10 protein-coding genes are annotated in these 14,176 nt (G+C 56.5%); 4 read left to right on the forward strand and 6 right to left on the reverse strand.

Annotated features, from left to right (window positions below; all coding sequences use genetic code 11):
• Window positions 1–58: 58 nt before the first annotated feature.
• Window positions 59–1,243, reverse strand: coding sequence for an MFS transporter (locus tag HRQ63_RS16665; RefSeq protein WP_172245790.1), 1,185 nt, complete (start codon window positions 1,241–1,243; stop codon window positions 59–61).
• Between the two features lie 322 nt (window positions 1,244–1,565).
• Between HRQ63_RS16665 and HRQ63_RS16670 the strand changes: the two genes are divergently transcribed.
• Window positions 1,566–2,468, forward strand: coding sequence for a LysR family transcriptional regulator (locus tag HRQ63_RS16670; protein ID WP_172245792.1), 903 nt, complete (start codon window positions 1,566–1,568; stop codon window positions 2,466–2,468).
• Window positions 2,469–2,769: 301 nt separating this feature from the next.
• Here HRQ63_RS16670 and HRQ63_RS16675 read toward each other — a convergent pair whose 3' ends face one another.
• The 3 genes from HRQ63_RS16675 to HRQ63_RS16685 all read right to left on the reverse strand — a co-directional run bounded on the left by HRQ63_RS16675 (window position 2,770) and on the right by HRQ63_RS16685 (window position 6,011).
• Complete coding sequence (locus tag HRQ63_RS16675) at window positions 2,770–4,110, reverse strand: ABC transporter substrate-binding protein (RefSeq protein WP_172245794.1); 1,341 nt, start codon at window positions 4,108–4,110, stop codon at window positions 2,770–2,772.
• A 200-nt stretch (window positions 4,111–4,310) separates the two neighbouring features.
• A complete protein-coding gene (locus HRQ63_RS16680; protein WP_172245796.1) occupies window positions 4,311–5,150 on the reverse strand; it encodes a carbohydrate ABC transporter permease in 840 nt (279 codons plus the stop codon).
• Window positions 5,151–6,011, reverse strand: a complete 861-nt coding sequence (locus HRQ63_RS16685) for a carbohydrate ABC transporter permease (protein WP_037292465.1) — start codon at window positions 6,009–6,011, stop codon at window positions 5,151–5,153. It lies immediately after the preceding gene.
• 234 nt (window positions 6,012–6,245) lie between these two features.
• Between HRQ63_RS16685 and HRQ63_RS16690 the strand changes: the two genes are divergently transcribed.
• Window positions 6,246–8,180: a cache domain-containing sensor histidine kinase gene (locus HRQ63_RS16690; protein WP_172245798.1), complete on the forward strand. Its 1,935-nt coding sequence runs from the start codon at window positions 6,246–6,248 to the stop codon at window positions 8,178–8,180.
• A gap of 42 nt (window positions 8,181–8,222) precedes the next feature.
• Window positions 8,223–9,566 (forward strand): response regulator transcription factor, encoded by a 1,344-nt coding sequence (locus HRQ63_RS16695; protein ID WP_172245800.1) that lies wholly within the window; start codon window positions 8,223–8,225, stop codon window positions 9,564–9,566.
• Window positions 9,567–9,956: 390 nt separating this feature from the next.
• Here the strand turns inward: HRQ63_RS16695 and HRQ63_RS16700 are convergent, their stop codons facing one another.
• The gene (locus HRQ63_RS16700; protein WP_172245802.1) at window positions 9,957–11,648 is read right to left on the reverse strand and encodes a methyl-accepting chemotaxis protein; all 1,692 of its coding nucleotides are present in this window, start codon (window positions 11,646–11,648) and stop codon (window positions 9,957–9,959) included.
• A gap of 368 nt (window positions 11,649–12,016) precedes the next feature.
• On the opposite strand from HRQ63_RS16700, the gene HRQ63_RS16705 reads away from it, so the two are divergent.
• Window positions 12,017–12,535 carry an antibiotic biosynthesis monooxygenase family protein gene (locus HRQ63_RS16705; protein ID WP_172245804.1) on the forward strand — a complete coding sequence of 173 codons (519 nt, stop codon included), beginning with the start codon at window positions 12,017–12,019 and terminating at the stop codon, window positions 12,533–12,535.
• Between the two features lie 137 nt (window positions 12,536–12,672).
• On the opposite strand, the gene HRQ63_RS16710 is transcribed toward HRQ63_RS16705, so the two are convergent.
• Window positions 12,673–13,923, reverse strand: a complete 1,251-nt coding sequence (locus HRQ63_RS16710) for a DUF2207 domain-containing protein (protein WP_172245806.1) — start codon at window positions 13,921–13,923, stop codon at window positions 12,673–12,675.
• Window positions 13,924–14,176: the final 253 nt, after the last annotated feature.

Here is a 14,176-nt window from a genome sequence, read left to right on the forward strand (position 1 = left end):
GAAAATCCTGCTATTCATCAACATATCGATGAATAGCAGGATTTTCGAAAAACGCAGCTTAAGCTTTTTCAACTCCGGTCCGGCTGCTCGGTTTCTCTGCGTTAGACCGGCCTTGCGTCATCTTCCATTGCAACGCAATCATCGCGACAATCGCGGTTAACATCACAGTCAGCGCCCCGTTGAAATGACCTGACGCATCGTGCAAAGCACCGATCGTCAGCGGCCCCATGGCCCCGAGCATATAACCGCCGCCCTGAGTCATTGCCGACCAGCCGCTGGCTTCTTCCGGCGTATTCGCTTCCGCGATCGGCAGCATCAACGCCAACGGGAACAATCCGCCGGCTCCAATGCCGAGCGCGATAACCGCCGCAAGCATGGGAAGCCCAAGCAGCAGCATGCCGATCCCCGTAAGCTTGAACAGCGCGCACCCCACCAACACCGCTCTAGGATTCCCTAATTTCGCGACCAGGCTTGGCGCGGTCAGCGATACCGGAATCTGAATCAATGTAAACAGCGTCAGAAACGTCGCCGCTTGATCCGAAGTATACCCGAAGTCGACCGCCATCGGCGCGATCCAGGCCGTGATCGAGTAGAACATGCCGGACATCAGGCCGAAGAATAACGTCAGTTGAATCGCTTTGCGGTTGCGGATCGGCAGCACGGAACGCGCACGAAGACCCGATGTGGAAGTACCTCCGCGCCGGGCGAAGCCTGCCCAGAATACAGCTGCGACTACACCAAGAACCGCCCAACTCGCTAACGCAACGTTCAAATGCTCTCCGCTCTGCTCGTACACCGGAACCGACAGCGAAGAAGCCAGCGCCGCCCCCACCGTCATCGAAGCGGAATAGATACTAATTACAGCAGGCCGATGCGGAAACATCTTTTTAATAAACGCCGACAACAGCGGCCCCGCCAGACTGATCCCGATCCCGCCGACAATCGCCGTCAGAATCAACAACCACACCGAACTACCTAATCCCCGAAGCCCGGTCATCGCGGCGATCAACAACAACGAAGCCCAGATCGTCCGCTCCATTCCGAGCCGATCCCCAATCTTCGCCGCCAACGGCGCAAACAACCCCATGCACAACACCGGAATCGTCGTCAACAAACTCGCCGTCGCCCCGCTCATCCCAAGCTCCTCCTGAATGGTCCCCAGTAAAGGCGCAACCGAAGTCATAAGCGGTCTAAGATTCAACGCCGCGATCCCGATCGCCAGCAGCGCATAAATGTTTTTCATCTTCACAAGCCCACCTCCATCACAATTACAGATGGATCTTAGTATAGGCAAGCTTCATTCATTGATCAATTCTATAATCTTTATTATTATAATAGGATAAAACTATGATTGAGCATGCAGAAAATCTTTCGCTTGGTCGAAGCGAATAGCGGAGGGAGAAATTCAGGTCACAACGCCTTTGAACTCGGAAAAATTCCACTAAAATTCTAATCAGTTTTTCCGAGTGAGACAGCGTTTTGAGCGAATTTCTCCCGCAGTCCCCCCCCGCTTCCCCAACGAACAGGATTTTCCCCACATCGAAATCATAAAGGTGGCGACGATTATGGACACCCGCAATATCCTATATTTCATGGCCGTCTACGAACATCTTCACTTCACCCGCGCCGCCGAAGAGCTAGGAATCTCCCAACCGACCCTCAGCCAACAAATCCGCGCGCTCGAAAATGAACTCGGCATCCCCCTGTTCGACCGGATCGGCAAAAAAGTGATCGTAACCGAAGCCGGAAAAATGTTCAAGCACTACGGCACGAAGATGCTTCAAGCCGAAATGGACATCAAAACCGCGGCGACCGAACTCAAATCGGGCAGCCAAGGTGAAATCCGCTTGGCCGCCCTGCCTTCCGACCTTGATTTTCGCTTGGTCCCGCTGTTCGTTCGCTTCAAGACCAAATATCCCGATACCCGGCTTCAGGTGATCTCGACGATTTTCGCGCATGAGGAAGTGTTAAGTCATAAGGTCGACTTAGGGATCGGACTTCAAGGCTCAGCGGACGATCGGCTTACACGCATCCCGCTCGGCTCCGAGCCGTACCATCTGTTCGTGCACGCCGACAGCAAGCTGGCCCGCAGAAAGCGAATCACGCTGGAGGATCTTAAGGACCACCCGTTGGTCATGTATCCGAAAGGCTACGTCGGCCGCGATCTGGTGGATGCCACATGCCGAAAGCTGGGTTTCGAGCTGTCCACGGCGATGGAGACGGCGTCGGCCGCTTCGCTGCTTCAGCTCGTTTCCGCCGGAATCGGCGCCACGATCCAACCCGCGGGATTGACCCGGCAAAACGGCAAAGACTACCCCGACATCGTCGCGATTCCTTTGTCCGGCGTAGAGCCGGTTCGGCATCTGGAGCTGACTTACTACGCGGACCGCTTTTTGACGGGCGCGCAGAGGGAATTGATTCGATGGCTGACGGACTTCTTTTCGGAGATGAAGACAGACGGCTCTTAAGATTCAGCATTATTCTTGCCTATCAGCAACAATTCAACCTGCAATTAGCTGAAACGGTCGTCATTCCTGCGAAAAAGCAACAATAAATGCGGGCAAACGGCTTTTTCGGCATTTTCTCAGCAAATTCTTGCCCATAAGGAATGACATCCGAACCCCAGCAAATCTCGCTAAATTGTTTCCTTTTTGAAAAAACGAGAAGTCTAGGCATCGGATACAAAAAAAGCGACCCCATCGCCATTGATCGGCTTTTGAGGTCGCTGTTTTCTTTTCGCTTGGCGCTATACTCCGTTTACCGCAGCACTTACTTCGCCGCTAACTTCAGCACCGTCTCATCCATTTGTTTGAACAGCTCTTCCTTCGTGATCTTCTTCGCCACGTAAGCTTGCATCAAAGCGCCGAATTCTTGGGAAGTGCCGTCCGGCAGCTTAGGCCACTGCCAGCCGAGCGTTTTGTCGGCTTGCACGTATTCCTGGATGCTGGCCGCGATCGTGCCGAGCTGTTCCGGTTCGTACGTGATCGTTTTGAGCGCCGGGATGAATTTGAATTCTTCGACCGTGTAGCGTTTGCCGGTTTCGGAAGTAACCATCCACTCCAGGAACTTTTTCGCTTCCTCTTTGTTGGCCGAGTTTTTGTTCACGACCCAGTTGTTCGGCACGCCGACGAAGATGTTGTCGTTCAGCGCTTCGTCGTCGTTGATCGGCATCGGCAGAACGCCGACTTGCAGCTCGGGATCGATGCCGTCGATTTGGACCTGCGTCCAGTTGCCCTGCTGCGTCATCGCCGCCATGCCGGAAGCGAATTCGGTCATTTGCGTGTTGTAGTCGGTCGTCAGAGGACGGTCGTTGCTGAATTCCATCGTCAGGTCGACCAGGTCGATCCATTGGTTGAAGATCTCGTTATCCACGACCGAAGTTTTGCCTTCTCTCCAGTCCGCGATGAATTTGTCGGGATCGTCTTGTTTCGCGTAAGCGCCGTTGACCAAATGCTGCCCGATAACCCACCATTCCTGGTAGCCGTTTTCGAACGGTACGATGCCTGCGTCCTGCAGCTTTTGAGCGGCAGCGCGCAGTTCGGTCAGCGTCGTCGGAATTTCGGTGATGCCGGCCTGCTCGAACAGCGCTTTGTTGTAAAGGAAGCCGTAACCTTCGATGTTCATCGGCAGGCCGTACAGCTTGCCGTCCATCGTCATCGGGTCTTTCACGTTGTCGCTGAGGTCCGCGACCCACGGTTGATCGGACAGATCTTCCATGCGGTCTTTCCACAGCTGCGCTTCGTTATAGCCGCCGTTATTGAAAATGTCCGGCTCGTCGCCCGAAGCGAATTTCGCTTTCAGCGCCGCGCCGTAGTCCGCGCCGCCGCCGACCGTTTCGATCGTGATGTTGACGCCGGTTTCTTTTTTATACTCCGCCAACAGTTTCTCCATCGCGTCCGCGATTTCGACTTTGAACTGGAACATCTTGAGCGTGACGTCCGAGGTCGGCGTATCGGTGCCTGTCGCCGGTTCCGTCGTATCCGTACCCGTCTCGGTCGTGCCGGTTCCCGTCGTTCCCGTTTCCGGATTCGGCATGCCGCCCCCGCCGCAAGCGGCAAGCAGCGAAATCATGAGCAGTAACGCCAGGGTGAGAAAGCTTGTTTTTTTCATGCGTGTAGCCTCCCTTGTGTGTGGTAAAACGGTGCTCCCCTCGATCTTTCGAAACTGTCGTGCGCCGACGCGTTTTCGAACGCCGCCGACGGACTCGTCCTGACCTCTTTCCAATCGTTTGGCAAGCGTTTACAATAAGAGTGCTTTACGTCCCTTATCTCGCTTTTATGTGGTCGTTCCGCTTACCCGTAGTCGGTCAATCAGCCTTTCACGGCTCCGGCCGCGATACCCGCGATGATATGTTTTTGCAGCGCCAGGAAGAAGACGATGATCGGCGCGATGCCCATCAGCAGTCCCGCCAGCGCCAAGTCCCATTGCTTCGTGTATTGGGAGAAGAACGCGTTGGTGGCGAGCGGAATGGTTCGCAAATCCGCGTTGCCCCCGACGATCAGGAGAGGCAGCAGGAAGTCGTTCCAGATCCACAGCGTGTTCAGAATGAACACGGTCACGATCATCGGCTTGAGCAGCGGCACGACGATTTTGAAAAAGACGCCGAACGGCGTGCAGCCGTCTACGATTCCCGCTTCTTCGACCTCGATCGGAACCGACTTCACGAAGCCGTGGAACAGGAAGATCGTCAGCGATGCGCCGAAGCCCAAGTAACAGATAATGAGTCCCGGCAGGTTGTTCGTCAAGCCCAGGTTGGCCGCGACGCGGACCAGCGGGATCATGATCGACTGGAACGGGATGACCATCGCCGCGATGAACGCCATGAACACGATATTGTTGAAACGACTCGGGAAGCGCACCAGACGGTAGGCCGCCATGGAACAGAACAGCGCCAGCAGGACGTTCGCCAATACCGTGATCACGAGCGAGTTGGTGAACGCTTTCGGAAATTCGAGAATCTCCCAGGCCCGCGTGAAGTTGTCGAAGGTGACGGCTTTCGGCAGCGCGGCAGAATCCTTCAGGATATCGGCGAACTTCTTGAGCGAGTTCACGACCACGAAGTAGAAGGGTACGAGGAACAGCAGCGCGAGCAGAACGGCGATAAGTTCGAGCGTCAGCGTTCGCCACGAATATTTGCGATCCGTTTCCATTTAGGACTGTACCTCCCTTCTCTTCGTGAACCAGACTTGCAGCGACGAGACGAGCGCCACGATCACGAAGAACAGCAGCGCTTTGGCCGTGCCGAGTCCGTAGTTGCTGTTGGTGAACGCCTCGGTGTAAATGTTGAGCGCCAGCGATTCGGTCGAACCGAACGGTCCGCCCCGCGTCAGCGACAAATTGAGGTCGAACATTTTGAACGCGTTGGACATCGACAGGAACAAGCAGACCGTGATCGAAGGCATGACCAGCGGGAAAGTGATAAAGCGCAATTTTTGCAAATAACCCGCTCCGTCGATATCGGCAGCTTCGATCAGCGAACGGTCGACGTTCATCAGGCCCGCGATATAGATGATCATCATGTAGCCGGCAGCCTGCCAGACGAACACGATCACGATGCCCCAGAAGCCGGTCGCTTCCGTGCCGAGCCATTCGAGATTGAAAAATCCGATTCCGGTCGCTTTGCCTACGGCCGCGAAGCCGCGGATGAAGATGAACTGCCAGATAAAGCCGAGCAGCAGTCCGCCGATGACGTTGGGGATGAAGAACAGCGTCCGCAGCAGATTGCGCATCTTCAGCGGCTGCACCAGAAGCAGGGCCAGCAAGAACGCGATCACGTTCGTAAGAATGACCACCGCCAGCGTGAACCGGATCGTGAACCAGAAGGAGACCCAGAATTTCGTGTCCGCGAACATGGCGGCGAAGTTGCGCGTGCCGACCCAATTGACGGTCACCGCGACGCCGTTCCAGTCCGTGAAGGAATAATACATGCCCAGGAAAAACGGGATGACGACGATAACGATAAAAAAGAGCAGCGACGGACCCAGGAATACGCTCTGCATCAGTACATTCATCCAGCGCTTGCGTCCAGCCAAGTTGGTGCACCTCCCGTTTCGGTCTTTTTTTCGGGTACGCACTTATTATAGAATCAAAAAGAAAGCGCTAACATAGAAGCAAATGACGAATTCGGTGGACTATATTGACCTACTGCCCGATCTCCGTCGACAATAAGGTCAACATGCGGGATAAGATAAACTGCTGCCCCGCCGACAGCACTATCGTCCGTACCTTCGGAAAAGGAGAGCGCCATGTTCAGACATTCGATCCGCAGCAAGTTGATTGTATTCCTTGTATTCGCTACGGCTTTGCCCATTCTGCTCTCCGCCCTGATCGCCTACAACCTGACCAAGGAGAACGTCAAACGCAGCGCCGTCGAAGACAACGCCAGCCTGCTTTATCAAGGACAGATCAATATCGTCAACTATCTCGACACGGTCAATAAGCTTTCCCTGCAAATTTACGACGAATCGGTCTACGGCGATACGGTGATCGATATTATCCTCGCAGGCTCCGACGAACTGGATTCCGGTCTCGACCGAAACGACGTCATGGGCGCGCTGCGACGATCGTATTATTCGCTGGACGGCATTTACCAAGTCTTTTTGCATATCGACAAAAGCAGCAACTCCTATCTCTACTTCGCGGGCAAACCGTACGGGCCGATGCGGCAGGAGCAGCTTCCGGAATACCGCCGCTGGAACGTGCAGGCGTTCGCGGGCTTGACCCACCGGGCCGGCACCTACAGGCTGCGTCCGGAAAACGAGGAGCGGACGACGGACGTATTCACGTTCAACCGCATCGTCTACGATATTCCCCGCAACGAAAAAGCCGGCCTGCTCGCGATCGACGTGCGCATCGATTTTCTTCGCTCGCTGACGCAGCGCCTGGCCGCCGAAGGCGAGCAGGTGTACATCGTGGACGGCGAAGGAAGGCTGATCGTCGGCCCTCCCGACCGCCTCGGCGAGAAGCCGGACCTGAACGGGCTGGACGAAGTGTTGGCGGCGCGCGGCGAATCCGGCTACACGGTGCAAAAAGACGGCAGCGACTCCTTCCTTTTTTACGAAAAGGTACGCAGCCCGCTCGCCGATTGGACGTTGATCAAAAGCGTCGACACCGACACGCTGTACCGGCGCGAGCGGCAGATCCTGCTGCTCAATGCCGCCGTGGGCGCGCTGTCGCTGATCGTTGTGGTCGTGGCGACGGCGTTCATCTCGCTCAAATTCACCCAGCCGATCCGCAAGCTGATCCGCGGCATGCAGCAGGTCGAATCCGGCGGGCTTCCGCTTGAGCTGGAGACGAACCGGACCGATGAATTCGGCGTGCTGTCCCGGCGGTTCGAGGGTATGGTGCGCAGGTTGAACGACTCTATTTTGAAGCAGTACCGGTTGGAGATCATGAACAAGACCAATCAATTGCGGGCACTGGAAGCGCAGGTCAACCCTCATTTTCTGAATAACGCGCTGCAATCCATCGCGACGCAGGCGCTCCGAAAAGGCGATAAAGAAGTCTACGGCCTCATCACCTCGCTCGGGCGCATGATGCACTATAATATGCACGTCGGCGACGCCTTCGTCCCGCTAAGCCGAGAGCTGGAATACGTGCAGGATTATCTGGGCTTGCAAAAACACCGCTTCCAGGGCAATTTCCGCTTCTCCTTGGAGATCGAGCCGGAAGCGAAGAGCGTGCAGGTGCCGCGAATGATTCTTCAGCCGCTCGCGGAAAATTATTTCAAACACGCGGACGAAGCGCCGGAAAAAGAAGGCGTGCTGCGCATTCGGGCTTTTGTACGTTGTAAGGGGGGAGAGGCTTCGGATCGGAAAGACGACGTTCAGGCGGCAGGCAGCACGGGTTTCGGAGAGAATCGTTTCGAAGATCCTGCTCTCGTTGACGAAACCAATCCGCGATCGAATCCTGCTCTTCGCCGCGAACTGATCGTGATCGTCGCCGACAACGGCCCCGGCATCGAGCAGGGCAAACGGCAGGAATTGCAGGATATGCTCGATCGCCCGCTCGTGTTCGGTCAAAATACGGAATCGCCGCAGATCGGACTGCGCAGCGTCGGCGATCGGCTTCGGCTCTATTTCGGCGAATCCGCTGCGGTTTTCCTAAGTCAGGCGCTGGAAGGCGGACTTCAGGTTACGCTTCGGATCCCGTTGTTTGGGGACGAGGATTTTCGGACATAAATAGAGGAAGAGATCGATTTTCCAAAAAAAGGAGCATCCGCCATGAAAGTACTTATCGTAGACGATGAAGCCCATGTACGCGAAGCGATTCGACTCCTGATCGATTGGGAGCGCTACGAGACCGCCGAGATTCTGGAAGCCGCGAACGGCCGCGAAGCCGTCGCCATGATCGAACGGCATGCCCCGCACATCGTGCTGACGGATATGATCATGCCGGCCGGAGGCGGAATCGACTTGCTGGAGTGGATCAGTCTTCAAGCGCCGGATACCAAAACGCTGGTCATCAGCGGGCACGGAGACTTCGATTTCGCCCGTCAGACCTTGCGCTACGGCGGCATGGATTATCTATTGAAGCCTATCGATGCGGATCAGCTCAACGACTCCTTTTCGCGTGCCGTGCAGAGCTGGCAAACGAGCGAAGCCAATCGCAGGCAGCTGCTTGCCCAAGCGATGGAGGTCAACCGCTTCAAGCCTGTTTACCGGGACAAACTATGCTCCGATCTGCTCGGTGCTCCGGCTGCGCGCGAGACGGCGGAGCGGGAACTGGCAGGCGAGTTCGGGTTGAACGAACCCGCAGGCACCGTGCGAAGCGCCGTTGTAAGGTTAAGCGAAACTTCTCCGCTGTGGCACAAATACGCCGGGCGCACCGAACTGCTCTTTTTCACGCTGGCGAACGTCGCCAACGAAATGCTCGGACGCGGCGCGGACGGCTATGCTTTCCGCAATCTGGGACGCGAACGAGAGATCGCCGTTTTCTTCTGGAACGGCGCGGCGCATGCCACGGAAAAGCTCAATCGGATCAATGCGGGTCTGGCCGCCGTACTCGGCGAGCCCCTGCATTTCGGCATCGGCGGATGCGCGGACGGCTTGGGCGACGGGTTGCGCGCTTCGTATCTGCAGGCAGAGGAAGCTTTAAAACAATATTCCGTACAGCCTGCCCCTATGGCGGCCGCACATGCCGGAGCCGTACCGGGCAGCAAAGACGCTCGAAACGCCCTCGCCGCTCCGGCGCTCGACCACGACGAGAACAACACTTATATCCATGCCTTCGAATCCGGTTCCGCCGGAGGCGCAGGCGTGATGGAAGAGATCGCCGCCTATATCCGCGAGCATTACCGCGAAGAACTGACGCTCCAAGACCTGGCAGACCGCTTCTTCCTGAGCCGCGAGTACATCTCGAGACGCTTCAAACGCGAACTCGGCGAAAATGTCTTCGACTACCTCGCCAACATCCGCCTCGAACGCGCCAAACGCCTCCTCCTCGACTCCGACATGACCGTAGTCCGCATCGCCGAACTGGTCGGCTACCAAGACGAAAAATACTTCAGCCGCGTATTCAAAAAAACGACAGGCCATACGCCGAACGAATTCCGGCGCGCTTTTTGAATCTTTTTCACCTAAATCAGATCATGCCGCATAAAAAAAGAGCTGCCCCCAAGCCGCAACCGCGACTCCGAGACAGCCCTTCTTTTCCTTTGCCTTATGTTCTCTTATGTTCTCTTATATTTTTTTTATCTATTATCTTATGCTTTCTTCTCTTCCCTACCTTCTCCACCAGGAGAGGCTGCTTCATCATCCGCAAAGCCCTATCGGAGAGGAAGCGCAGCAGCGGAGGGAGAAATTCAGTGAAAGACGCCTTTGAACTCGGAGAAATTCCACTAAAATTCCAATCGACTTTTCCGAGTGAGACAGCGTCTTGAACGAATTTTTCCCGCAGCGCCTCCAAGCTCCCTCCCGAACAGGACTTCCCGAGGCTGCCCCAAGCCTCTCCTCCCCTCACACTCTAAATTGCCCGACTTCCCCCTGCAGCTCGCTCGACAACCGGCTCAATACCTCCGCCGACGCCGACACTTCCTGCATCGAAGCCAGCTGCTGCTCCGAAGCCGCGGCCACGCTCTGCGAACGGGCCGAAATATCGCGCGACAGCTCGTTCATGTCCCGCTCCGAGCTGAGCGTCTGCTGCATCCCCGCCGAGATTTGCTCGACGGCCGCGGCGGCTTCCTGCATCCGGCCCGTGATCTGCTCCAAAGAACCGTAAATGCGGTAGAAGGATTCTCCCGCGCGATTCGCCGTTTGCGCTCCGCTTTCCACTTCGCGCGACCCGATCTCCATCGCTTCGACCGCTCCGTGCAGCCGGTTCACGATGCTGCCCAAAATGGATTCCACCTCGGATGCCGCCGTTTTCGACTGCTCCGCCAGCTTTTTCACTTCTTGCGCCACGACGCCGAAGCCTTTGCCCTGCTCGCCTGCACGCGCAGCTTCGATCGAAGCGTTCAGCGCCAGCAGATTCGTCTGCCCCGCGATGCCGGCGATCGTTTGCACGATTTCGGCGATACGTTTCGATTCCCGTTCCAATTCATGCACGGCTTCGGACGAACGCCCTACCGTCTCCTGCGCCAAGCGCATGCGTTCCATCGTTTCGCCGATCAGCTTCGTGCCCTCCTGCGCGCCTTCGAGCGCTCCCAGAGAAGCTTGCGACACATCGGAAGTCGTGTCCGCCACGCGGCGAAGATTTTCGCCTCCGTCTTCGAGAGCCAGCTTGTTCTCGTCCATGCCCGCCATCTGACGCTCGGCGCCGCTGGCTACGCTTAGAATGGCCGACGTCACGTGATCCGCAGCTTCGGTCGCCTGCCCCGAGCTTTTGAGAAGCAAATTCGAAGCGCCGGATACCTGCTCCGAACTGCTGCCGATTTTGACGATCAGGTTCCGCAAGTTGTTTTTCATCATATTGAACGCTTCCGCCATCTCGCCGATCTCGTCTTTGTTGGTTATCCGCAGGTCGGCTCCGCGCAGATCGCCTTCCGATATCCTTTTCGCTTCCGCTGCGATCATCGACACCGGACGCGCGATTTTGCGGCCGATCAGGAAAGCGATCAACGTTCCCAACAAAAGTCCGGCCGCGACGACCGCGATGATGATGATTTCGATGTTCCGTACGTCCGACGCGGTATCCGCGACCGAAGCGTCGAGCATCGAGCGTTGGATATTTTCGAGCTGCTGCGAACGGTCGGCCAGCGCGTCGGCCAACGGCACGCATTCTTCTTCCACGACGCGCGTGTAACCTTCAATATCGCCCGCTTGCTTAAGCGCGACCAGACGCTGTCCGACTTCGCCGTAGCTGCGTTCCAGTTCCGCGATTTCGCTCAGCAGCGCCTGCGATTGCGAATCGGTCAACAAGGTGTTCAACTGCTCCATTTTTGCCGCCATATCGGCTTTATTTTGTTCGAAAGAGTCCGCATGCTCCGGGTTGCCCGTAATCAGATAACCGCGTAAATTTTTCGCCTGCGCGGTCGCTTCGTATTTCATGTCCGCGATCGCCTGGATTTCGGCCACGTGCCGATCGATCAGGCTTGCGTAGTTCCGATGAACCTGTTCGACCTCGTAGAAGCTGAACGAAGCCAATACCAGCATAATCACAAGCACCCCTGCAAAACCCGCATGAAGCCTTCTTCCGATCGTCATTTTCATTGTTGTTCATCCCGTCCTGTCTCTGAAGTATGTATAAAACGCTCCCATTGACAGGCGGAAAGGAGGAATCCTCATAACCTGAACACGGGTCTTTCGGTGACTGTCCGCCTTGTTACTTCTAGTTATTTAGACTCATATTTTAAAAGTGAAACAATCTTCGGCAAAATTCGATTGTTTACATTCTTTTTACGATCCGTATCGTACTACCGGCCTATGCGCGCTGCGCTTCGATTGCTTCCGACTCCCTGCTCAAGGGTATAATGAAGGTATAGAGGAAAAGGCAGACGCGGATCGGGCAGACCGTTTTTCCCACGGCGCCCGTATTCGAGCCTTATCCCCCACTCTGACGCAAAGGCAGGTTGATCGTTATGTTCCTTTATTTATTCCATGGCACGCTACCGGAAGACCCGCAGCTCGACAACGTATACACGCTGAAAGACGACAAAGAGACGCTCTACCTGTTCGAAGCGGCTCACCCGCCGGATACCTCGATCGATTCCAGATCCGCTTACCAGGCGATCGACAGCGCCGGTTCGTTGGCGGGCGGATTCGCGGTCCTGAACAATATTCCGGTCAGCGAAGACGGTCGCGCCGCTTTCGAAGAACGGTTCCTCGGACGGGCCCGCCGCGTCGAAGACATGCCCGGCTTTTCGGGCATCCGCGTTCTGCGTCCTCTCCAAGGCGACACTTACGTGATCCTGACCGTCTGGAAAGACGAAGAAAGCTTCAAAGGCTGGCAGGAATCGGAAGCTTACAATCATGCCCATCAAAAACGCGATACCGCGCAGGGCATCACGCAGCAGCGGCCGGAGATTTTCGCCCGCCCTTCCTTCGTGACCACTTACCGCGTGACCTCTCCCGAATCCGGCCGCGGCGGTTCGTGTTAATCCGCGAACGCCGAGCGACCATGCCGTTACCAAAAAAGCTGCCCCGAAGCCGGATCGCGGCATCGGGGCAGCTTTTTCATGCGGTTTGTACATAAGAAAGCAATCTTCGACCGAGCACTTTCAAGAAGCGGGACGGCCTACGAATTTTTCCGCGCCGACTTTCGGCGCAGAAGACGGTCTTTGCGTTTGTTTTGCGGAACGATAAGTACCCAATCGGACCATTGATAAGGATGCGTCAGCTCGCCGAAGTCGTTCGCTCCGCCGGCTTGCTCCAACATCAGCGCCAACAGCGGGTACTGCCGATCGTCCGGCGCTCCGTAACGGTCGCTTCCGCGCAGCGGATAAGCGAATCCTTGCAGCACGTCAAGCGCGATCGCCGTTTGCAAAGCCCGTTCCGTCCTTGCCGCGTCGTCTTTGCCGGAATCCGCCGTCCGTGCGGACCAGGAACGGCTTGTTCGGCGCCAACGGCGAACCGACAGCCACAGATCCCGGGCCGCGGGCCGGACGGCGAACGCCGGCAGCAGCAGTCTTACGGGAACGGCGTACAAGAAGGCTATTCCCAACGCCGCCATCCCTTCCGGATCCGGATAGAATACGACGCTGACGGCAGCCGAAGCAAACAACGCCGCTAGCGCGAACAGCGTTCGGGAGCGCACGCGCACGCAGGCAGCCGCAGCGAAAACGACGGTCAGCACGATCCAAACCAAAGCGTCGGAGTTTGTTTCTCCGGCGGCCGCATAAAGGCCGATCGCGCTTCCCGCAAAGCAGAGCGCGAATCCCCATACGAACAACCGCAGCGGGATCGACCGCCGAACCGTTTGTTCGATGCCGTCCCTTTTTGCGACTTCCGCGGACCAAGCCCTAAACTCCCGGTTCAACCTCCGCTTTTTCTTCCGGTACAGCTCCCGCTCCGCAAGCCCGTCCTGAGGGCCTGCCGGTCCGGCGATCGCGTCCAACCGAAATTTCCTGCCGCTGCCGTAATCGTCAAAAAGCCGGTCTTTCAGCAGTCTTTCGTCTTCGGTCAACCAGGCATGCGGATCTTCGAACCGGAACTCGAATGTCAAGTTCGGAGCGTCTTCCGCCTGAATGTAACGAGGCTTGGCCGGTACTCTCCGCATCGAGAGCACGCCGCGGCGCACCAGCGACAGCAGTCCGACGGTGGTATGCCGGCGCTTCAGGCGGCTTTTGCGATAGACGTAGGCCAGCAGCAGCGGATCCAGCGCCTCCACTTCCTCGTCGGACAAACTTCCTTTTTTCGATACAGAAACCGCAAAAGCGGCGATGCGCAGCACGGCAACGACGAGCAGCAGCCCCAACAGCCCCGCGCCGAGCGCAGGTGCCCAGTGACCTTGAGCCAAGGTCGTCTGCGATATGCCCAAAAGCTTCATTTCGATCACTCCTATCTGGTACAGAGTACTAGCTTTTTTATACGCCGAAAAGTCCAAGTCGTCTCATTCGCATAAAAATGCCGGGAAAACAACCGATTCCTTTGACGCTTCCGAAGCGAACATGATACATTTATAAAATCGGAATTTTGACGGAAGCGGATGCCGCAGCGAGGAAAAAAACGCTGCGGGCAAGAGTATTTTTAGCCGCCAAGCGAAGCGATTCGCAAACGCAGGCGCTGGCGAGCGTACAGAT

Source organism: Saccharibacillus endophyticus, from assembly GCF_013185185.1.
GTDB classification, from domain to species: domain Bacteria; phylum Bacillota; class Bacilli; order Paenibacillales; family Paenibacillaceae; genus Saccharibacillus; species Saccharibacillus endophyticus.

Bases quoted from the DNA above. Each gene is read 5' to 3' on its own strand.
- HRQ63_RS16665 (WP_172245790.1), bottom strand. From the start codon at position 1,243: ATGAAAAACATTTATGCGCTGCTGGCGATCGGGATCGCGGCGTTGAAT.
- HRQ63_RS16670 (WP_172245792.1), top strand. From the start codon at position 1,566: ATGGACACCCGCAATATCCTATATTTCATGGCCGTCTACGAACATCTT.
- HRQ63_RS16675 (WP_172245794.1), bottom strand. From the start codon at position 4,110: ATGAAAAAAACAAGCTTTCTCACCCTGGCGTTACTGCTCATGATTTCG.
- HRQ63_RS16680 (WP_172245796.1), bottom strand. From the start codon at position 5,150: ATGGAAACGGATCGCAAATATTCGTGGCGAACGCTGACGCTCGAACTT.
- HRQ63_RS16685 (WP_037292465.1), bottom strand. From the start codon at position 6,011: ATGAATGTACTGATGCAGAGCGTATTCCTGGGTCCGTCGCTGCTCTTT.
- HRQ63_RS16690 (WP_172245798.1), top strand. From the start codon at position 6,246: ATGTTCAGACATTCGATCCGCAGCAAGTTGATTGTATTCCTTGTATTC.
- HRQ63_RS16695 (WP_172245800.1), top strand. From the start codon at position 8,223: ATGAAAGTACTTATCGTAGACGATGAAGCCCATGTACGCGAAGCGATT.
- HRQ63_RS16700 (WP_172245802.1), bottom strand. From the start codon at position 11,648: ATGAAAATGACGATCGGAAGAAGGCTTCATGCGGGTTTTGCAGGGGTG.
- HRQ63_RS16705 (WP_172245804.1), top strand. From the start codon at position 12,017: ATGTTCCTTTATTTATTCCATGGCACGCTACCGGAAGACCCGCAGCTC.
- HRQ63_RS16710 (WP_172245806.1), bottom strand. From the start codon at position 13,923: ATGAAGCTTTTGGGCATATCGCAGACGACCTTGGCTCAAGGTCACTGG.